This window comes from Paraburkholderia aromaticivorans (genome assembly GCF_002278075.1).
Lineage (GTDB): Bacteria > Pseudomonadota > Gammaproteobacteria > Burkholderiales > Burkholderiaceae > Paraburkholderia > Paraburkholderia aromaticivorans.
In genome coordinates this window covers 1,072,804-1,092,982 of the sequence record NZ_CP022989.1, presented here as the reverse complement: position 1 = coordinate 1,092,982, position 20,179 = coordinate 1,072,804, and the positions used below count along the sequence as shown (strand labels likewise).

The window sequence follows — 20,179 nt, the reverse complement described above, 5'->3', positions numbered from 1 at the left end:
CGACGCATTTCATCGGCGTCACGGAGCGCGGCGATGAGCAGCTTGACCAATCCCCTCAAGACACGTTTGAAAGAAACCGAGCCGCTGTTCGGCCTGTGGCTCTCGCTCGGCAGCGACGCCGCCGCCGAAGCGCTCGCGCACGCCGGCTACGACTGGCTGCTGATCGACATGGAGCATGCGCCGAACGATAGCGGCGACGTCGCCTCGCAATTGCGCGCGATCGGCGCTGCGCATCTGCCGAGCGAGCCGGTCGTGCGCGTGCCGGCCAGCGAGGCCTGGCTCGTCAAGCGCGTGCTGGATGCCGGCGCGCGTACGCTGATGTTCCCGAACATCGAGTCCGCTGACGAGGCGGCGCGCGCCGTGCGTCTCACGCAATATCCGACCGCCGGGGCGCTCGACGGTGAACGCGGCGTCGCTGGCGTGGTGCGCGCCGCGGCCTACGGCATGCGGCGCGACTACGTGCAGACGGCCAACGCGCAGATCGCGACCATCGTGCAGATCGAGTCGGCGCGCGGCCTGCAGGAGGTGGAAAAGATCGCGGCGACGCCCGGCGTCGATTGCCTGTTCGTCGGCCCCGCCGATCTTGCGGCGAGCCTCGGTCATCTCGGCGATTCGAAACATCCGGACGTGCAGGCCGCGATGGCGCGCATTGTGAGCGCTGCGGACAAGGCGGGTATTGCCGCCGGTATTTTTGCTATGGATGTCGCGAGCGCCAGGCAGCATCGCGACGCCGGTTTCCGTTTTATCGCTCTGGCCGCCGACGTCATGTGGATGTTGCGCGCGACTCGCCAGGCGTTGCAGGAGGTGAGGTCATGAAGGGGATGGTGCAGTGCGTCGTGGTGCGTCTGGCGGTCACGGCGGCGTTGATGGCGAGTGCGGCTGCGTACGCGCAGAGCGGCGTGGCGAAGTCGAACGACCCGCAGACGCAAACCGCGGTCGCCGACTACAACGCCGGCAATCTCGGCGCGGCGCTGGCCGAGTTCCGCAAGGCTGCCGAGCGCGGCAGCCGGCTCGCCGAGTTCAACTACGCGATGATGTTGCTCAACGGCGAAGGCGGCCCGGCTAACGTCGATGAAGGCAAGAAATGGCTGCGCAAGGCCGCCGACGCCAATATGTCGCACGCGCAGTACGTGTACGGCAAGATGTACGACGACGGCGAGTTCGTCGGGCGCGATCCGGTCGAGGCGCACCGCTGGTTTCTGAAGGCGGCCCAGCAAGGACACGTGCAGGCCGAGTTGGCGCTCGCCAATCAGTTCCTCGATGGACGCGGCACCGAGCGCGACAACAAGCAGGCGTTCGTCTGGTACAAGAAGGCGGCGCAAGGCGGCGACATGACCGCGCAATACGTGACCGGCTCGTTCTACGAGCGCGGCGGCGACGGCGTGGACCAGAATCTGAACGTGGCGCGCGCCTATTACGCCGCCGCGGCGGCGCAGGGCGATCCGGCGGCGCGGCTCAAGTATCAGCAACTCAGCGCGCAGTTGCGGGATCAGAAGGAAGTGAAGCCGCAGTAAACGAAAAAGGGGCGCACCGTGATGACGGTGTGCCCCTTCTGCTATTGATCGCCTTGTTTCAGGCCTGGTTCGCCGACCGACCCGACGCGCTAACTCTGCATCAACCGCTTTTGCCGCGCGACACTCATGATGAGGCCAATCGCCACACCCAGCGTGGTCAGGGCGGTGCCGCCGTAGCTCATGAACGGCAACGGTACGCCGACCACCGGCAAGATACCGCTCACCATGCCGATGTTCACGAAGGCGTAGGTGAAGAACGCCATGGTCAGCGAGCCGGCCAGCAAACGTCCGAACAGCGTCGCACCATTGGCCGCGATATACAGCCCACGCGCGATCAACAGCATGTACAGCGTGAGCAGCACGATACCGCCCGCCAGCCCGAACTCTTCGGAGAACACCGCGAAAATGAAGTCGGTGTGCTTCTCGGGGATGAACTCCAGATGCGCCTGCGTGCCCTTCAGCCAGCCTTTGCCGAGCGGACCGCCCGAGCCGATCGCAATGACCGCCTGGATCGTGTGGAAGCCCTTGCCGAGCGGATCCGAGGTCGGATCGAGCAGCGTGCAGATGCGGTGCTTCTGATAGTCGTGCATCAACGGCCATTGCACTTCGGGCTGACAGATCTTGTCCTGAAAGGCGGCGATCGAGCCGACCGCGATCACGCCTGCAATCAGCACTGGCACGATCAGCTTGAAACTCAGCCCCGCGAAGTAAATCACGAAGAAGCCGGCCGCGAACACCAGCACGGCCGTGCCGAGATCGGGCTGTTTGGCGATCAGGCCGACCGGCACCGCGAGAATCAGCAGGCCGACCAGGTAGTCGTACCAGCGCATCACGCCTTCGCGGCGCTGGTAGTACCACGCGAGCATCAGCGGCGTGGCGATCTTCAGGATTTCCGACGGCTGGATCACCACGCCGACATTGATCCAGCGCTTCGCGCCCTTGCGTGTGAGGCCGAACAGCGCCACCGCGACCAGTAACGCGATCCCGAACGTATAGAGCGGAACCGCGAAGCGCATCAGCGTGGTGGGTGGAACATTGGCGAGCGCCCACATCAGCACGAACGTCAGCATGATGTTGCGCAACTGGTCTTCCACGCGGCCCGGGACGTCCAGACTCGCGCTGTACAGCGTGACGATGCCGACGCACAGCAGCAGAAACACGATCAGCGCGAGCGGGCGATCGAAGCCCGCGAACATCCGCTTGATGCGGTCGAGCCAGGCGCGCTTGTCGAATTGCATGCCTTTTCTCCTTACTCGTCGATGCCGCCGGAAACCGGCTGGCGTGGCGACGTGGCCTGGGTGCCGTCATCGCGCGACGGTGCCGCGGCGCTCGGCGCCGGCTCGCTGGCCGGGCGGGGGTGATGCGGGGCGCCGGACTTACGCGGCGTCGGATTCTTTGCGGCGGCCGACGTGGAGGCGGCAACGGGCGCCGACGCGACAGCGGGCGCGGACGCAACTGCTGCCGCGGAGGCCGCCCTCGCCGCCGCCGCCGCAGCGGAGGCCGCCGCTGCCGCCGAAGCCGCGCCGGGAATCGGCAGGGCAGTGAAGCCCGCCGCGACCTTGACCGGCTGAGCCGAGTCCTGTGGCGACGGTGCGCCGCCGACTTCGGGCGCGGACGCGTCTTCGGTCGCGGACGCCGCGGCTTCGATAGCCGCTTGCTGCGCGCCCGGCTTGTTCTTGCCGACGAGGTAGTAGTCGAGCACCTTGCGCGCAATCGGGCCCGCCGATTCCGCACCCCAGCCGCCGTTTTCGACGATCAGCGCGAGCGCGATCTTCGGCTGCTCGACGGGCGCGAAGGCGATGAAAAGCGCGTGGTCGCGCAGATGTTCGGCGATTGCGTGGCCTTTGTAGTTCGCGCCTTGCAGCGAGTAGACCTGCGCCGTCCCCGTCTTGCCGGCCGCCTGGTATTGGGCGCCGATAAACAGTTTCGACGCCGTCCCATTGGTCACGACGCCTTCCATGGCGCGCTTGATGATGTCGATGTCCGATTGCTTCACCGCGATTTTGTCGCTCGGATCGCGCACGACCGCACGGGTGTCTTTCGTGATCGGGTTTTCGATGTCGCGCACGAGGTGCGGCTTCATCACGACGCCATTGTTCGCGAGCGTGGCCGTGGCATGAGCAAGCTGGAGAATGGTGAACGAGTTGTAGCCCTGGCCGATGCCGAGGCTGATCGTTTCGCCTTCGTACCAGCGCTGCTGTTCCGGCTTGCGGTATGCCTTGCGCTTCCATTCGGTGGACGGCAGGATGCCGCGCGCCTCGCCCGAGATGTCGATGCCGGTGATCTGGCCGAAGCCCCACGGCTTCATGAAGTTGGCGATGTTGTTGACGCCGAGATCGTGAGCGAGCATGTAGAAATACGTGTCGTTCGACACCACGATCGCGCGGTTCATGTCGACCCAGCCCTGGCCCGAACGCACGTCGTTGCGGAACGTGTGGCCGCCGAAGGTGTACGAGCCCGGATCCTGGAAGCCCCAGCCCGGGGTGCGCTTATGCAGCGTGAGCGCGGCGAGCGCCATGAACGGCTTGTAGGTCGACCCTGGCGGATAGGTGCCGTGCAGCGGCCGGTTGAGCAGTGGGTGGTCGGGTGAATTGTTGAGGTCGTCCCAGGTCTGCTGATCGATGCCGTCGACAAACGAATTCGGATCGAAGCTCGGCGCGGACACGAACGCGAGCACGTCGCCCGACGATGGCTCGATCGCGACTAGCGCGCCGCGCCGTCCCGCGAAAGCCTGCTCGGCAACCTGCTGCAGCCCGATATCGAGCGACAGCACCAGGTTGTTGCCCGGCGTGGCCTGGGTGCGCGACAACGTGCGCACGGGGCGGCCGCCGGCGGTCACTTCCACTTCCTCGAAACCGGTCTGGCCATGCAACTCGGTCTCGTAACTCTGCTCGACGCCGATCTTGCCGATGTAGTCGGTGCCCTTGTAGTTGTTCGCGTCCAGACGCGGATCGTAGTGGTCCGGATCGCTGTCGTTCTGGTCGCTGGCGTCGTCGATGCGGTCCTGATCGCGCTGTGAAATCCGCCCGATGTAGCCGATCACGTGCGCCGCCGTCGGTCCGAGCGGATATTGGCGGAACAGGCGCGCGCGCACTTCCACGCCAGGAAAACGGAAGCGCTGCGCGGTGAAGCGCGCGACTTCGTCGTCGGTCAGGCGGGTGCGGATCGGCAGGCTCTCGAAGTTCTTCGAGTCTTCCTGCAGCTTCTTGAAGCGGCGGCGGTCGCGCGCGTCGATCGAGACGACCGTGGCCAGGTTGTCGATCACGTTTTCGAGCGAGTCGTTCAGCTTCGACGGGGTAATTTCGAGCGTGTAGGCCGAGTAGTTCTTGGCCAGCACGACGCCGTTGCGATCGGTGATGATGCCGCGGTTCGGCACGATCGGCGCGACGGAAATGCGGTTTTCATCGGCTTGCAGCGAGTATTTGCTGTAGTGCCAGACCTGCAGGAACAGGAACCGGAAGACGATCAGCCCGAAGCAGACGAACACGAACAGGCCCGCCGCCGCGACGCGCAGGCGGAACTTCGAGAGCTGTTGCTGGGTGTCCTTGAATTCGGTCATGCGATTCTGCAAAAGGCCGGATGACGGCCATCATGAGTGTGCGCCTATTCCGGCCGGAACCGGAAGGCATGAACAGCGACGCGCGTCGAGCGGGCCGGCAAAGCGGGTTCCATCAGAACGGCCGGCGGCCCCGATGCGTGATCAAATTGGCCGGGTATCGTCCGGGTCGGCCGGGCGGCGCTGCGGCATCAGCAGCAGCATGCTGGTGACCGGCCATAGCGCGGCTTCGACGAAACCGTCGATCAGATAACCCCAGCCTGGAAACGCCGCGCCCGTCAGCAGACGGATCACGAACGGCACCAGTTGCGCGACGACCAGCAGCGGCATGACCGCGAAAGTCTGCACGCCGAGCGACATCCACAGCACGCGGCGGTGGATGGTGATCGCGCCGTACGACAACAACGTATATGCCAGCGCGTGCTCGCCGAGCAGGCTGGCGTTGTGCACGTCCATCAACAAACCGAGCGAAAACGCGATACCCATGCCGACTTTGCGCGGCTGATGCACGTTCCAGAACAGCAGCACGAGCGCCACGAAGTCCGGCACGCCGACAAGGCGCCCCCAAGGCATCAGGTTCAGCAGGAACGCGGCGGCGAGGCTGAACGAGATGAAGTACGGGTTGACCGGCTGCAGAATGTATTGCGGACGGTTCATGGCTGCGCCCCCGGTGTGGCTGGCGGCTTCGCGTTCTTTTCAGCGGCCGGTTTCTTTTCGGTGGCGGCGTTCTTTTCAGCGGCCGGCTTCTTGTCGGAAGGCTTCTTCTCCGCGGCCGCCGGTTTGGCTGGGGCTTTGTCAGCGGGCCTGGCCGCCGCGGGCTTCTCGGCGGCGGGTTTTTCGCCTGCTTTTGCCGGAGCTTTGTCCGCCGCGGCCTTGGCGTCCGCCGGCTTGCCGCCCTTCTTCGCTTTCGCGTCTTTCGCGGCGGTGGCCGCGTCTGGCTCTTCGGCGGGACGCGGCGGCACATTGTTCACGTAATGCAGCACCAGCAACTGACGTGCGCCGCGCACCGGCGCGATCGGCAGGCAGATCACGCGCGCGAACGCCGTATCGGCCTGTTTGTCGACCCGCACCACCCTGGCGACCGGCAGGCCCGGCGGATAGACGCCGTCGAGTCCGCTCGTGACGAGTTCGTCGCCGGACTGGATGTCGGCGCTGATCGGCACGAAGCGCAGATCGAGCGTGTCGCCCTTCGGCGTGCCGTAAATCACGCTGCGCAAGCCAGTGCGCACGATCTGCACGGGGACAGCCTGATCCTTGTCCGTGAGCAGGGTCACTTCGGCTTGCAGCGGGAAGACGCGTGTCACCTGGCCGATCACGCCGTCTTCGTTGACGACCGGCGAACCGTTCTGGATGCCTTGCTGCGCACCGCGGCCGATCACCACCTTCTGCGTGAAAGGATCGCGCGTGTCGTACTGAATCTCGGCGGGCAGCGATTCAGTGGTGGAACGCTGGGACAGTTGCAGCAGCGCGCGCAAATGCGCGTTTTCGGCGGCCAGCTCGGCCGCCGTATTGGCTTGCTGCGAAAGCTGCAGATCTTTGCTGCGCAGTTTGTCGTTTTCGCTGCGCAGCGTGGCGCTGGTCACGGCCAGGTCGGCCGCGCCCACGAACATGTCGCGCGGCACGAGCGCCGCGCGTTGCAACGGATAAAGACCCGCGCCGAGCACGCCACGCACGATTTCGAGCGTTTTGAAGCGAGCGTCGGAGATCAGCAGGGCGAGCGCCAGCACGACGAAAAACACGAGTCGGGCGAGGGCGGACGGTCCTTGCTTGAACAGGGGCGGCGGACTGTATTCCATGGTCGGCGCCGGGGGCGTGAGCGGTTGGGTGAGACGGCGGCGCGCGAGGGACGCGCGTTCAGCGCGCGAAGGCTGGCAGGCCCAGCCGACGGCAAACCGGCCCGCAAGGGGCCGTTTGCCAGATCCGCGCTACTGACATGGAGACGGGCTCGCTTACTCGTACGAGAAGATGCTGCCCAGCTTGTCCATGCGTTCGAGCGCCATGCCCGAGCCACGCACAACGCAGGTCAGCGGGTCTTCGGCGACGAGCACCGGCAGGCCGGTTTCTTCTGCGAGCAGGCGGTCCAGATCGCGCAGCAGCGCGCCACCGCCCGTGAGCATCATGCCGCGCTCGGCGATGTCCGCGCCCAGTTCCGGTGGCGTCTGTTCAAGCGCGATCTTCACCGACGACACGATCTGGTTCAGCGGATCGGTGAGGGCTTCGAGAATTTCGTTGCTGGAGATCGTGAAGCTGCGCGGAATGCCTTCCGACAGATTGCGGCCCTTCACTTCCATTTCCTTGACTTCGGAACCCGGGAAGGCGGAGCCGATTTCCTTCTTGATGGCTTCGGCGGTTTGCTCGCCGATCAGCATGCCGTAGTTGCGGCGGATGTAGTTGACGATCGCTTCGTCGAACTTGTCGCCGCCCACGCGCACCGAGCCCTTGTACACGATGCCGCCGAGCGAGATCACGCCGACTTCGGTCGTGCCGCCGCCGATGTCGACGACCATCGAGCCGGTGGCTTCCGACACCGGCAGGCCGGCGCCGATCGCGGCAGCCATGGGTTCTTCGATGAGGTAGACCTGCGAAGCGCCCGCGCCGTGCGCGGCTTCCTTGATCGCGCGGCGTTCGACCTGGGTCGAACCGCACGGCACGCAAATGATGATACGCGGCGACGGCGAGAACATGCGCGATTCGTGAGCAGTTTTGATGAACTGCTTGATCATCTGCTCGGTGACGGTGAAGTCGGCGATTACGCCGTCTTTCATGGGGCGGATCGCTTCGATGTTGCCCGGCACCTTGCCGAGCATCTGCTTGGCTTCCTTGCCGACTGCCTGGATGGTTTTCTTGCCGTTGGGACCGCCTTCCTGGCGGATCGAGACCACCGACGGTTCATCAAGAACGATGCCCTTGCCACGCATGTAGATGAGCGTGTTGGCCGTGCCGAGGTCAATGGCCAGATCGTTGGAGAAGTAGCTGCGCAAAAAACCGAACATTCAAAATCCTGTCTCGCTTGGGGCCGGGCCTCGCAACGTATGCGCAGGGCGGCAGCGGAAAAAATAACAGCTTCAACCGGGCGGAAGCGGCGCCACAGGAACTTGAAGCTGCGAGGGAGTCTACCGGAGGCCGGTGCAAAGCCAGGTCAGAAAAATCCGAACGATCTTGGGGAATCGTTCAGAAAGGCCTTGGTAAGTCGGTCCGGGTTTGGGTCGAACGCGTAATGATACCTTATAATTTTGGATGTTTTGAAGGAAACGGACGGCACTTTTTGCCGCCGCTGGCCCCTTTTTCGAGGGCTTCCTCCAGCGTCGTAACCCGCTGTCGCAGCGCTGTTTTTTGCGTGCTGCGGCGGTCCACCACATTTTCCGGTGACTGCATGGCTCTGACCCTGACCGATGTAAAACGCATCGCGCATCTTGCGCGGCTCGAACTGGCCGACGCCGACGCTGAGCACACCCTTGTTCAGCTCAACGATTTTTTCGGCCTCGTCGAGCAGATGCAGGCGGTCGATACCACCGGCATCGCCCCGCTTGCCCACCCGATCGAGCAGATCGAAGACGTCGCGCTGCGTTTGCGCGACGACGCGGTGACCGAAACGGTCGAGCGCGAAGCTTTCCAGCGCCCGGCGCCGGCCGTGCAGGACGGCCTGTACCTCGTGCCGAAGGTGATCGAGTAATACCCGCGCATCGCGCCCGGCGCGGCGTGCGAGCCAGCCCCGGCGATGTGCCGACCCGTGCGGCATATCGACTCGTGGTCCCGGCGCTCGCGTGACCGTCGTCTCCGGCTTTCCCGGCCCGGCTAGCCGGCGGGCAGCCGAACGCCTCCACGGCAGCGTGACTGCGCTGCCGCGCTCTTCAGGATAAAACGCAATGCATGAAAAAAGTTTGAGCGAACTGCGCGCCGCATTGACGGCCAAGGAATGCTCCGCAGTCGAACTGGCGCAGCTCTATCTGAAGCGGATCGACGCGGCCAATAGCCTGAACGCATTCATCCAGGTCGACCCCGAGCTGACGCTCGCGCAGGCCAAAGCCGCGGACGCGCTGCTCCACACCGGCCACGCCGGCCCGCTGGTCGGCCTGCCGATCGCGCACAAGGATGTGTTCGTCACCAAGGGCTGGCGCTCCACGGCCGGCTCGAAAATGCTGTCGAACTACGAGAGCCCGTTCGACGCGACCGTGGTCGCGCGTCTGCAGAACGCCGGCATGGTGTGCGTGGGCAAGACCAATATGGACGAGTTCGCGATGGGCTCGTCCAACGAGAATTCGTACTTCGGTCCCGTGCAGAATCCGTGGGATGTGCAGGCTGTGCCGGGCGGCTCGTCGGGCGGCTCGGCCGCGGCCGTGGCCGCACGCCTCGCGCCCGCCGCGACCGGCACGGACACCGGCGGCTCGATCCGTCAGCCGGCGTCGTTCTCCGGCATTACCGGCATCAAGCCCACGTACGGCCGCGTGTCGCGTTACGGCATGATCGCGTTCGCCTCGTCGCTGGATCAGGGCGGCCCGATGGCGCAAAGCGCCGCGGATTGCGCCACGCTGCTCAACGCCATGGCCGGTTTCGACGAGCGCGATTCGACCAGCCTCGTGCGTGACGACGAAGACTACACGCGCCACCTCGGCAAGCCGTGGAAAGAAGCCGGTGCCGACAAACCGCTCGCCGGCCTGCGCATCGGCCTGCCGAAAGAGTATTTCGGCGCCGGTCTCGCCGACGACGTGCGCGCGTCGATCGACGCCGCGCTCAAGCAATACGAAGCGCTCGGCGCCACGCTGGTCGAGGTCTCGCTGCCGAAAACCGAGTTGTCGATCCCGGTGTACTACGTGATCGCGCCGGCTGAGGCTTCGTCGAATCTGTCGCGTTTCGACGGCGTGCGCTTCGGCCATCGCGCCGCGGAGTATCGCGATCTGCTCGACATGTACAAGAAGTCGCGCGCCGAAGGCTTCGGTCCGGAAGTGAAGCGCCGCATTCTGGTCGGCGCCTACGTGCTGTCGCACGGCTACTACGACGCGTACTACCTGCAGGCGCAGAAGATCCGCCGCATCATCGCGCAGGACTTCCAGGAAGCGTTCAAACAATGCGACGTGATCATGGGGCCGGTCGCGCCAACGGTGGCATGGGACCTCGGCGCGAAGGGCGACGATCCGGTGCAGATGTATCTGGCCGACATCTACACGCTGTCGGTGAGCCTCGCCGGTTTGCCGGGCATGAGCGTGCCGTGCGGCTTCGGCGCGGGCGCGAATGCGCAGCGTCCGGTAGGTCTGCAGATCATCGGCAACTATTTCAACGAAGCCCGGATGCTGCAGGTGGCCGACGCGTTCCAGCGCGCGACCGACTGGCACCGCAAAACACCGGCAGGAGTGTGAGCACCATGACCAAGCAATGGGAAGTCGTGATCGGTCTGGAGACCCACGCGCAACTGTCGACCCACTCGAAGATTTTTTCGGGCGCCTCGACGCAATTCGGCGCGGCGCCGAACACGCAAGCCTGCCCCGTCGATCTGGCCTTGCCGGGCACCTTGCCGGTGATGAATCGCGGTGCTGTGGAGCGCGCGATCCAGTTCGGCCTCGCGATCGGCGCGACGGTGGCGCCGCGCAGCATCTTCGCGCGCAAGAATTATTTCTATCCCGATCTGCCAAAGGGGTACCAGATCAGCCAGTACGAAATCCCCGTCGTGCAAGGCGGCCAGGTGACGATTCAGGTGCCGGCCAACGAAAAGACGGGTAAGGAAGCGTACGAGAAGGTCGTCAACCTCACGCGCGCCCACCTCGAAGAAGACGCGGGCAAGTCGCTGCACGAAGACTTCGCGGGCATGACCGGCATCGACCTGAATCGCGCCGGCACGCCGCTGCTCGAGATCGTCACCGAGCCGGAAATGCGCAGCGCGGCCGAAGCGGTGGCCTACGCCAAGACGCTGCATACGCTCGTGACGTGGCTTGGCATCTGCGACGGCAACATGCAGGAAGGCTCGTTCCGTTGCGACGCTAACGTGTCGGTGCGCCCGGTCGGTCAGGCCGAATTCGGCACGCGCGCCGAGATCAAGAACCTGAACTCGTTCCGCTTCCTCGAAGAAGCGATCCAGTACGAAGTGCGCCGTCAGATCGAATTGATCGAAGACGGCGGCACGGTGGTGCAGGAAACGCGTCTGTACGATCCGGACAAGCGCGAAACGCGTTCCATGCGCAGCAAGGAAGACGCGCACGATTACCGCTATTTCCCCGATCCCGATCTGATGCCGCTCGTGATCGACGCGGCGTGGGTCGAGCGCGTGAAGAGCGAGATGCCGGAACTGCCGGTCGCGATTCAACAACGCTTCGTCACGCAATACGGTTTGACGCCTTACGACGCCAACGTGCTGACCTCGAGCAAGGCGATGGCGGCGTACTACGAAGCGGTGGTGAGCAAAGTCGGCCCGTCCAATGCGAAGGCTGCGGCTAACTGGCTGATGGGCGAAGTGTCGTCGCAGTTGAATCGCGAAGGCCTCGACTTTGCAGCAAGTCCGGTGTCGTCAGCGCAACTCGCGTTGCTGCTGCAACGTATCGCCGACGGCACGATCTCCAACAAGATCGCCAAGGAAATTTTCCTCGCGATCTGGGAAGAGAAAGCCACCGACGAAGCCGCTGCCGATCGCATCATCGAAGCGAAGGGCCTGAAGCAGATTTCGGATACCGGCGCGCTCGAAGCGATCATCGACGAAGTGCTCGCTGCGAATCAGAAGTCGGTCGAGGAATTCCGCGCCGGCAAGGAAAAGGCGTTCAACGCGCTGATCGGTCAGGCAATGAAAGCGACCAAGGGCAAGGCGAATCCGGCGCAGGTAAACGAACTGCTCAAGAAGAAGCTGTCCTGAGTTGAAGCTGAGTTAAAAAAGCACGGCCTAAGCGTTCGCGCTTTGGCCACCGCGGGCTGTTGCCGGAAACGAAAGTGGGGCAGCGGCCCGTTTCATTTGCGGGACCGTTTAAACGCAGATCACGGAGTGTGTGGATGGCCAGGCAACCTGAACTCGACGACTTCCGCGTGCCGTATTTCGACGACGGCAAGAAGAAAAACAAATTCTCGCTCGACGGTTTCGATCCGGCTGCAAAACCCTTTTCGGCCGGTTCGAAAGACGCCGACAAAGCCCGCCTCCTGGAGATCGGCGAGAAGCTCGACTCCCAGCAGGAGCGCCTGCATGCGCAGCAGACGCGCCGCGTCCTGCTGGTGCTGCAGGGCATGGACACGAGCGGCAAGGACGGCACGATCCGCGCGGTGTTTCACGACGTCGATCCGCTGGGTTTGCGCATCGTGCCGTTCAAGGCGCCGACGCCCGTCGAACTCGCGCACGACTTTCTCTGGCGCGTGCATGCGCAAGCGCCTGCGGCGGGCGAACTGACGATCTTCAACCGCAGTCATTACGAAGATCTGCTGGTGCCCACGGTGCTCGGCAACCTGGACGCGCCAGCCTTCGCGCAACGCTGCCGCCACATCCGCCAGTTCGAAGCATTGCTGGCAGATAGCGGCACGACCATCATCAAGTGCATGCTGCACATTTCGAAAGAAGAGCAGCGTGTGCGTTTGCAGGCGCGTATCGACGATTCGACCAAGCATTGGAAATTCGACGTCGCCGATCTCGAAGCGCGCAAGCAGTGGGACAAATATCAGGTGGCCTATGGCGAGGCGCTCGCCGCGACATCGACCGAATACGCGCCGTGGTACGTGATTCCGGCGGACTCGAAGACGCATCGCAATGTGATGGTGGCCGAATTGCTGTTGCGCGCATTCGAAACGCTGAAGCTCGAATTTCCGCCTGCCAAAGAATCGCTGAAGGGCATCAAGATCGCGTGAGCGTGCCCCTTTGCTTCAGAAACGAATCGACCATATAAGGAACGACATGTTGCGTGTGATTACCGCCAACCTGAACGGTATCCGTTCAGCGGCGAAGAAGGGCTTTTTCGACTGGTTCGGCGAACAGAAAGCCGACGTGCTGTGCGTGCAGGAAATCAAATGCTCGCAAGACGACATGACGCCGGAATTCATGGCGCCACACAACTTCACCGGCTATTTCCAGCACGCCGTGAAGAAGGGTTATAGCGGCGCGGGCGTGTACACGCGTCACGAACCGGACGAAGTGGTAATCGGCTTCGGCAGCGAGGAGTTCGACCCGGAAGGGCGCTATGTTGAACTGCGTTTCGGCAAGCTCTCGGTGATTTCGGTGTACGTGCCGTCGGGCTCGAGCGGCGACGAACGCCAGCAGGCCAAATACCGTTTCATGGACGAGTTCATGCCGCATCTCGCGGAACTGGCTCAGGAGCGCGAAGTGATCGTGTGCGGCGACGTGAACATCGTCCACAAGGAAATCGACATCAAGAACTGGAAGAGCAATCAGAAGAACTCGGGTTGCCTGCCGGAAGAGCGCGCATGGCTCACCAAACTGTTCGACGAAGTGGGTTACGTCGACGTGTTCCGCACGCTCGACCAGCGGCCGGAGCAGTACACATGGTGGAGCAATCGCGGCCAGGCCTACGCGAAGAACGTCGGGTGGCGGATCGATTATCAGATCGCGACGCAGGGTATCGCGAGCAAGGCGAAACGCACTGACGTGTTCCGCGATATCAAGTTCAGCGACCATGCGCCGCTGACGGTCGATTACGACCACAAGCTCAAGAAATAAGCAGAGTCCGCGTTCTGGCAGAGGGCGAGGCCAAAGTAGCCTCCCCACAACGGCGCGCTTCGCCACACAAGAGCTGAGCCGCGCCGGGCTCGGCCTGCGCCGCTCAGTTGCGGGCCGGTGTGCGGCGCGGGCGGCCCATGCCGCCGTAGTCCGGCAGCGCATCGACCGTTTTGCCGATCGCTTTCGCGTAGAGCGGCAGCATGTCGGGCAGACGTTTGATGATGTCCTGGCGGCGCGCCGGCGTGTACGGATGCACGTAGATGAAGCCCTGATCGCGATTGCCGCGCGTGGCCTGCGCGAGCTTGTCCCAGAGCGTGACCGCCGCGCGCGGATCGAAGCCGGCGCGCGACGCGATATCACTGCCGATCACGTCGGCTTCGGTCTCGTCGGTATTCTCGTATTTCATTTCCAGGAGGCGCGAGCCGATGCCGAGCGGCGCCGCGCCGAGGTCGGCGAGTCCGAACAGTTGCGGGATCGTACCCGACGAGTCGAGCTGGCTCGCCTGCAGTTGGCCGAGCCGCTCGCGCGCATGTTCGCGCAGCGCGTGCGCGATCTCGTGGCCGATCAGCATGCCGAGTTCGTTGTCGTTCAAACGCGCGCGGTCGAGCAGCCCGCCATACACGACGATCTTGCCGCCCGGCAGACAGTACATGCGGATATCGGGCGAGCGCACCACCGCCACATCCCACTTCCAGTTCTTGGCCCGCTCGTTCCATTTCAGCGAGTACGGGATCAGCTTGTCGACGATCGAGCGCACGCGCGTGACGTGTGCGTCGGCGTCGCCATACAGCCGGTTCGCGTGCTCGGCGCCGTAGGCGATCTGGTTGAACTCTTCGGCGGCTTGCGCCTCGAGCATCGGCGAAGGAATCAGGTTGCGGAACACCAGATAGCCGCCGTAGCGCAACTGCGTGTTCGTCAGGCTGTACGGTGCGGACGCTGCGGCAGGCATTGATGTGCCGGCGGCCGCTTTGGCGGCTGCGGACGGCGCCGGCGTCCTCGCCGTGACCGGAGCCGGCGGCGATGGCGTCGACGGCGTCGACGGCGCCGCCGAGGGCGGTGTGGCAGTGGCGGGCGCACTGCCGGCGCCAACGGCGCTGCCCGCGTTGGTCGTGCCTTGCACCGCCGATGTCGCGCTTTCTTGGCTCGCGGCGGCCGCTGCGGCCTTCGCCGTTGGCGCGGCCGATGTGGCGGGTACCGGCGCAGCAGCGGGTGCGGCCGTGCTGGTAGCAGTGGCCGGCATGGCGGTCGCGTAGGCGCTCAAAGGCGCGGCCAACGTCAGGCTCACACAGCCGAGCGACCATACCGTGTGCAGAGCCGCGCGTCTCGCGTTGCGCGCAGGACGCCGGGATGTAATCGGGCGCAGTACGGCCTTCGGGAGAAGCGCCTTCACGACCGCGTCCTCCACGGCGCGATACGCAGCAGAAGCACCATGCCGGGCAAGGCCAGCGCAGTGCAAACGATGAAGTAATCGAACCAGCCGATCTGCGCGACCACATACCCGCTTGCGGCCGAAGCCAGCGTGCGCGGCACCGAAGCGAGGCTCGTGAAGAGCGCGAATTGGGTAGCCGTGTAACGCGGATCGGTGGTGCTGGCGATATACGCCGTGAAAGCCGCCATCGTCAGACCGGTGGCGAAGGTTTCGAAGCCGTAGACGAGCGCGAGAGCAACTGAACGCGGCTCGAGCTGCACGGCCCAATCGATGCCCACCAGCGCCAGCAGCTTCGTCGTGCCCTGGCTCAGCCCGACGGCGATGTCGTAAATCGCCGTGAGACCGGGCGAAGCCGGCCCGAGATGCGCGAGCCACGCGAAGCCGAGCGTCGACACCATCTGCAGGATGCCGAAGATCCACAAGCCCCGGCCGATGCCGATTTTCATTAGCCAGATCCCGCCGACGATCCCGCCCGCCAGACTGGCGCCGAACGCCGTGGTCTTCGCGATCACGCCGATCTGCGTGCGAGAAAATCCGATGTCCAGAAAGAACGAGGTGGACAGCGTGGTCGCCATCGTGTCGCCGAGTTTGTACAGAAAGATGAAACCGAGCACGAACAGCGCGCCACGCCAGCCGTCACGCTGAATGAATTCCTTGAACGGCTGCACGATCGCTTCGCGCAGGTCCCTGGGCGGCGTGCCGTGTACTGCGGGTTCGCGCACCACCAGTGTCATGACCATGCCGGGCAGCATGAACGCGGCGGTCACGATGAACACGGTGCTCCACGGCAAATGGTCGGACAGGATCAGCGCGAGCGAACCGGGCACGAGTGCCGCGATCTTGTAGGCGTTCACATGCACCGCGTTGCCGAGCCCCTGCTGCGTATCGCTTAGCAACTCACGCCGGTAGGCGTCGATCACGATGTCCTGGCTGGCGCCGAAAAACGCGACCAGCGCCGTCAGGGCCGCCACCGTCCAGATCGACTCTTTGGGCGAGACGAACCCCAACGTTCCCATGGCGCCGGCCACCAGAATCTGTGTGACCAGCATCCAGCCGCGCCGTCTGCCCGGACGCCAGCCGGGCAAGCGCGGGACGTAGCGGTCCATCAGCGGCGCCCAGATGAATTTCCAGGTGTACGGGAATTGGATCAGCGCAAAGAGGCCGATTTCCTTCAGGTTGACGCCTTCGGAGCGTAACCATGCCTGCACCAGATAGACGAGCGTGAACAGCGGCAATCCCGACGTAAAGCCGAGAAAGACGCAGATCAGCATGCGCGTATTCAGGAACGCGCGCCAGCCGGGATGTTCTTCGTGAGCGGTAAGTGCAGGCGCCTCGTGCGGCGGGTTCGACATGTGGATAACTTGCGTTAGCTTTTCTTGACGCGATAGACCGCAAGACTACCACGCCAGTTCACCCCCCACCGCACGACCTGACCCTCGTGCAGCACGACCCGGTCGAGAATCTCGATGCCGACTTCCGGCGCGAGCGCCTCGAAATCCTTGATGGTCAGCACCCGCACGTTCGGCGTGTTGTGCCATTGATAAGGCAGCGACTTCGACACCGGCATGCGGCCGCGCAGCACCGAGAGCCGATGCGCCCAGTAGCCGAAGTTCGGAAACGACACGATGCATTCCTTGCCGACCCGCACGGTCTCGCGCAGGATCGCGGCCGTCTGATGAATGGTTTGCAGCGTCTGCGACAGAACTGCGAAATCGAAGCTGCCGTCTTCGAACAGGCGCAGGCCGTCTTCCAGATTCTGCTGGATCACGTTGACGCCGTTTTGCGTCGACGCCAGCACGCCCGCGTCGTTGATCTCGATGCCGTAGCCCAACACATCCAGTTCTTCGGTCAGCAGCGAGAGCAGCGAGCCGTCGCCGCAGCCCAGATCCAGCACGGTGGCGCGCGGTTCGACCCAGCGGGCGATCGCGCGGAAGTCGGGGCGCAGCGCCAGATAATCCAGGGCTCGCTGGTTCATGCGTTCACCTCGTTCGCAATACGGTCGTAGTAGGCGCGCATCAGGTTGTGATAGCGCGCGTCGTCGAGCAGGAAGGCGTCGTGGCCGTGCGGCGCGTCGATTTCCGCGTAGGTGATCGTGCGCTTGTGATCGAGCAGCGCTTTCACCAGTTCGCGCGAGCGGGCCGGCGCGAAACGCCAGTCGGTCGTGAAGCTGGCGATCAGATATTTGGCCGTGGTGTGCGCGACCGCGGCCGTCAGATCGCCGTCGAACGCCTTGGCCGGGTCGAAGTAGTCGAGTGCGCGGGTAATCAGCAGGTACGTGTTCGCATCGAAGTAGTCGGCGAATTTGTCACCCTGGTAGCGCAGGTACGACTCCACCTCGAATTCGACGTCGAAGTTGAAGTTGTACGCGTCCCGCGCGCCTTCAGCGCGGCGCAGCGAGCGGCCGAATTTCTCGGCCATGTCGTCGTCCGACAGATAGGTGATGTGGCCGATCATGCGCGCGACGCGCAAGCCGCGCTTCGGCTTCACGTTGTGCGCGTAGTAGTTGCCGCCGTGAAAGTCCGGGTCCGAGAGAATCGCCGAGCGCGCGACCTCGTTGAACGCGATGTTCTGCGCCGACAGCTTGGGCGTGGACGCGACCACGATGCAATGAGCGACGCGCTCCGGATACATCATGCTCCACGCAAGCGCCTGCATGCCGCCGAGACTGCCGCCCATCACCGCGGCGAAGCGCGTGATGCCGAATTGATCGGCGACGCGCGCCTGGGCGTTGACCCAGTCTTCCACCGTCACGACGGGAAAGGTCGCGCCGTACGGATTGCCGGTAGACGGATTGATGCTCATCGGCCCGGTCGAGCCGAAGCACGAGCCCAGATTGTTCACGCCGATCACGAAGAATTTGTCGGTGTCGAGCGGCTTGCCCGGCCCGACCATGTTGTCCCACCAGCCGACGTCCTTGGGATTGTCGGCATACACGCCCGCCACGTGGTGCGAGGCGTTGAGCGCGTGGCACACCAGCACCGCGTTGCTACGCGCGGCGTTGAGCGTGCCGTAGGTCTCGACCATCAGGTCGTAACCGGCGAGCGAGCTGCCGTTCTGCAACGGCAGCGGCTCGGTGAAATGCATTTTTTGGGGAGCGACGATACCGATCGATTCCATTCATTCCGCCATTTAACAAAACAGGGCGGCTAGACGGCGTCGGCGAAGCACGGAGGAGAACGGCTGTGTGCGCGGCTGACGACCTCTTTAGCCGCACTTATAGTGAACCGCGGGAAACGTTCCCGGCAGTTCGCGCGCCCGCAATCGAGTCAGCAAATCGGCGCGTCCAAGTGTTTGAAGCAGGTGCTCAGGGTGTTGCGGATAGCGGCTCCCGATGCATCGCGGCGCCGCAGTCAGGCGCAAAGTATAGCGGAAATTTTCGTGCGGCAACGCCGCGGGCGCAGCCACAGCGCGGCGCAGGCCGCCCGGACTACTGAAGAATCAGGAGCAGTTGCGCGTCGGCGTGTTCGGCGGGCGGCCGCGCGAAGCCGCTGCGCACATAGCGGTGCCAGCGGCCGATGATATAGCTGAGCAGCAGACTCGCGCGGAGCGCGGGATCGTAGCCGGCAGGCAATGGAACGGCGGCGTGCTGCGCGGTGGCGTCGTCCCTCGGACTCGCGCCGGCGTGCGCCTCCATTTGCGCGAGCCGCAGGCATTGTTTCAGCGACGCCTCGACGCGCTCCAGCATCTGATTGACGCGTTCGGTCAGGCGTTCGTGTTCGCCGACCAGCGCCTCGCAGGTCAGCACGCGCGTCATGCCGGGGTTCTTCGCGGGAAAGTTGAGCAGCATCAACGCGATCGCGCGCGCCTGCAGCACGCCATTGCTTTCCTTGTCGGCAATCTGGTTAATCAAACCGAAGATGGTTTGCTCGATGAACTCGATGAGCCCTTCGAACATTTGCGCCTTGCTGGCGAAATGCCGGTAAAGCGCGGCTTCCGAGAGACCGAGCCTCGCGGCTAGCGCCGCGGTGGTGATCTTTTCGCCCTTTGGCGCTTCCAGCATCGCGGCGAGCGTCTGGAGAATGTGCACGCGGCGCTCGCCTGGTTTCAGGCGCTGCGCGCGCGGGGCGGCGAGCGTGGCGGTCGGTTCGTGTTCGGCTAAGACTTCGTCAGGCTTGTCGATCGGCTGCATGGCTGTCGTCCCGTCTGCTGTCTCTTCAATCGAACCGAGCGGGTGCTCAGTCGTAGCGATTTTAACGAACGAATGGTCCGGTCGACATAGTGCGGCCGGCCGGTGCCGGGCAGGCGCGTCGGTATGCCGTCCGCGTGCGGCTTGCGCGGCAGATGGCCGGTGATCCACACCGTGCGGATGCCGAGACGCCGATAGTTCTTCAGATGCGAGCGCGTGTCTTCGACGAGGATCACGTCCTTGAGCGAAACGTGGGCGTCGCGCATGGCTTTGCGCAACATCGCGTGGTCGGGCTTGGCGCGCCAGTGGCGGCGATCGCGCATGTGTTCGATGGCGATCACCTGTTCGAACAGGCCCTCGATGCGCAGTTCGGCGAGCACCGCGCGCGCATACGCCTCGGGTGCGTTGGTCAGCACGATCTTGCGGCCCGGCAGCGCCGCCACGAGGCGCGCCACGCCGCGTTCGTGGCGGATCATCGAGCCGAGATCGGGGAACGTATGCACGACCTTCAGGAAGTCGTTCGGATCGAGCGGATGGTGGCGCGTGAGGCCGAGCAGCGCCGCGCCGTAGCGCTGCGTGTAGCCCGTGCGCAGACGGTTCGCTTCGTCGATGTCCACTTGCAAGGCGTCGATGATGTACTGCGTCATGCCTTGATTGATCGCCGGAAAGATTGCGTGCGATGCGTGGTGCAGCGTGTTGTCGAGATCGAACAGCCAGACCGGACGGCCTCCTGCGATATGCGGACGACGGCGTCGGGAAGTGGGAGTGCGCATGATGGAGTACGCCGTTCAGGCGCGAACCGTCGCCTCGCGCGGCGAACGCGAACGGTTCACGGTGCGGATGGCGAGAATAGTAGAGGAAGCGGGGCGGTGCGCGGAGGCGGCGCGTTGCCAGCCGCCGTGGACGCCGTGGACGCCGT

19 protein-coding genes are annotated in these 20,179 nt (G+C 64.3%); 7 read left to right on the top strand and 12 right to left on the bottom strand.

The annotated features are described in order from the left end of the window. The first annotated feature begins 33 nt into the window (after positions 1-33). Positions 34-816, top strand: coding sequence for an HpcH/HpaI aldolase family protein (locus tag CJU94_RS04915; RefSeq protein ID WP_095417755.1), 783 nt, complete (start codon positions 34-36; stop codon positions 814-816). Then, entirely contained in the window at positions 813-1,514 is a 702-nt protein-coding gene (locus CJU94_RS04910) for a tetratricopeptide repeat protein (protein ID WP_095417754.1), read from the top strand. Before CJU94_RS04915 ends, CJU94_RS04910 begins: the two co-directional genes overlap by 4 nt. Before the next feature lie 89 nt (positions 1,515-1,603). Here the strand turns inward: CJU94_RS04910 and rodA are convergent, their stop codons facing one another. The 6 genes from rodA to CJU94_RS40740 all read right to left on the bottom strand — a co-directional run bounded on the left by rodA (position 1,604) and on the right by CJU94_RS40740 (position 8,445). Continuing rightward, entirely contained in the window at positions 1,604-2,752 is a 1,149-nt protein-coding gene (rodA, locus tag CJU94_RS04905; protein WP_095417753.1) for a rod shape-determining protein RodA, read from the bottom strand. An 11-nt stretch (positions 2,753-2,763) separates the two neighbouring features. Continuing rightward, on the bottom strand, positions 2,764-5,073 hold the full coding sequence (gene mrdA, locus CJU94_RS04900) for a penicillin-binding protein 2 (protein WP_095417752.1): 2,310 nt from the start codon (positions 5,071-5,073) through the stop codon (positions 2,764-2,766). Between the two features lie 141 nt (positions 5,074-5,214). Continuing rightward, positions 5,215-5,727 (bottom strand): rod shape-determining protein MreD, encoded by a 513-nt coding sequence (mreD, locus tag CJU94_RS04895; RefSeq protein WP_095417751.1) that lies wholly within the window; start codon positions 5,725-5,727, stop codon positions 5,215-5,217. Further along, entirely contained in the window at positions 5,724-6,866 is a 1,143-nt protein-coding gene (mreC, locus tag CJU94_RS04890) for a rod shape-determining protein MreC (RefSeq protein ID WP_095417750.1), read from the bottom strand. Before mreC ends, mreD begins: the two co-directional genes overlap by 4 nt. 153 nt (positions 6,867-7,019) lie before the next feature. Further along, entirely contained in the window at positions 7,020-8,063 is a 1,044-nt protein-coding gene (locus CJU94_RS04885; RefSeq protein ID WP_004189550.1) for a rod shape-determining protein, read from the bottom strand. A 232-nt stretch (positions 8,064-8,295) separates the two neighbouring features. Beyond that, a complete protein-coding gene (locus tag CJU94_RS40740) occupies positions 8,296-8,445 on the bottom strand; it encodes a hypothetical protein (RefSeq protein ID WP_157763715.1) in 150 nt (49 codons plus the stop codon). Here CJU94_RS40740 and gatC point away from each other — a divergent pair. The 5 genes from gatC (at position 8,444) to CJU94_RS04860 (ending at position 13,705) form a co-directional block, all read left to right on the top strand. Then, positions 8,444-8,743 carry an Asp-tRNA(Asn)/Glu-tRNA(Gln) amidotransferase subunit GatC gene (gene gatC / locus CJU94_RS04880; RefSeq protein ID WP_095417749.1) on the top strand — a complete coding sequence of 100 codons (300 nt, stop codon included), beginning with the start codon at positions 8,444-8,446 and terminating at the stop codon, positions 8,741-8,743. The two genes, CJU94_RS40740 and gatC, sit on opposite strands and share 2 nt — an antisense overlap. A 193-nt stretch (positions 8,744-8,936) precedes the next feature. Continuing rightward, positions 8,937-10,424: an Asp-tRNA(Asn)/Glu-tRNA(Gln) amidotransferase subunit GatA gene (gatA, locus tag CJU94_RS04875; protein WP_095417748.1), complete on the top strand. Its 1,488-nt coding sequence runs from the start codon at positions 8,937-8,939 to the stop codon at positions 10,422-10,424. Between the two features lie 5 nt (positions 10,425-10,429). Continuing rightward, positions 10,430-11,905 carry an Asp-tRNA(Asn)/Glu-tRNA(Gln) amidotransferase subunit GatB gene (gene gatB / locus CJU94_RS04870; RefSeq protein WP_095417747.1) on the top strand — a complete coding sequence of 492 codons (1,476 nt, stop codon included), beginning with the start codon at positions 10,430-10,432 and terminating at the stop codon, positions 11,903-11,905. 134 nt (positions 11,906-12,039) lie between these two features. Next, positions 12,040-12,879: a PPK2 family polyphosphate kinase gene (locus tag CJU94_RS04865; RefSeq protein ID WP_091797252.1), complete on the top strand. Its 840-nt coding sequence runs from the start codon at positions 12,040-12,042 to the stop codon at positions 12,877-12,879. A 46-nt stretch (positions 12,880-12,925) separates the two neighbouring features. Next, positions 12,926-13,705: an exodeoxyribonuclease III gene (locus tag CJU94_RS04860; RefSeq protein WP_095417746.1), complete on the top strand. Its 780-nt coding sequence runs from the start codon at positions 12,926-12,928 to the stop codon at positions 13,703-13,705. Between the two features lie 103 nt (positions 13,706-13,808). Here CJU94_RS04860 and CJU94_RS04855 read toward each other — a convergent pair whose 3' ends face one another. The 6 genes from CJU94_RS04855 to CJU94_RS04830 all read right to left on the bottom strand — a co-directional run bounded on the left by CJU94_RS04855 (position 13,809) and on the right by CJU94_RS04830 (position 20,033). Next, the gene (locus CJU94_RS04855; RefSeq protein ID WP_095420224.1) at positions 13,809-15,095 is read right to left on the bottom strand and encodes a M48 family metallopeptidase; all 1,287 of its coding nucleotides are present in this window, start codon (positions 15,093-15,095) and stop codon (positions 13,809-13,811) included. After that, positions 15,092-16,486, bottom strand: a complete 1,395-nt coding sequence (locus CJU94_RS04850) for an AmpG family muropeptide MFS transporter (protein WP_095417745.1) — start codon at positions 16,484-16,486, stop codon at positions 15,092-15,094. The genes CJU94_RS04855 and CJU94_RS04850 overlap by 4 nt, the downstream gene beginning before the upstream one ends. A 14-nt stretch (positions 16,487-16,500) precedes the next feature. Continuing rightward, a complete protein-coding gene (metW, locus tag CJU94_RS04845; RefSeq protein WP_095417744.1) occupies positions 16,501-17,109 on the bottom strand; it encodes a methionine biosynthesis protein MetW in 609 nt (202 codons plus the stop codon). Beyond that, a complete protein-coding gene (gene metX, locus CJU94_RS04840) occupies positions 17,106-18,251 on the bottom strand; it encodes a homoserine O-succinyltransferase MetX (RefSeq protein ID WP_095417743.1) in 1,146 nt (381 codons plus the stop codon). The genes metW and metX overlap by 4 nt, the downstream gene beginning before the upstream one ends. A gap of 310 nt (positions 18,252-18,561) precedes the next feature. Next, positions 18,562-19,263 (bottom strand): nucleoid occlusion factor SlmA, encoded by a 702-nt coding sequence (slmA, locus tag CJU94_RS04835; RefSeq protein WP_095417742.1) that lies wholly within the window; start codon positions 19,261-19,263, stop codon positions 18,562-18,564. After that, positions 19,230-20,033, bottom strand: a complete 804-nt coding sequence (locus CJU94_RS04830; RefSeq protein ID WP_095417741.1) for a pyrimidine 5'-nucleotidase — start codon at positions 20,031-20,033, stop codon at positions 19,230-19,232. Before CJU94_RS04830 ends, slmA begins: the two co-directional genes overlap by 34 nt. Positions 20,034-20,179 lie beyond the last annotated feature (146 nt).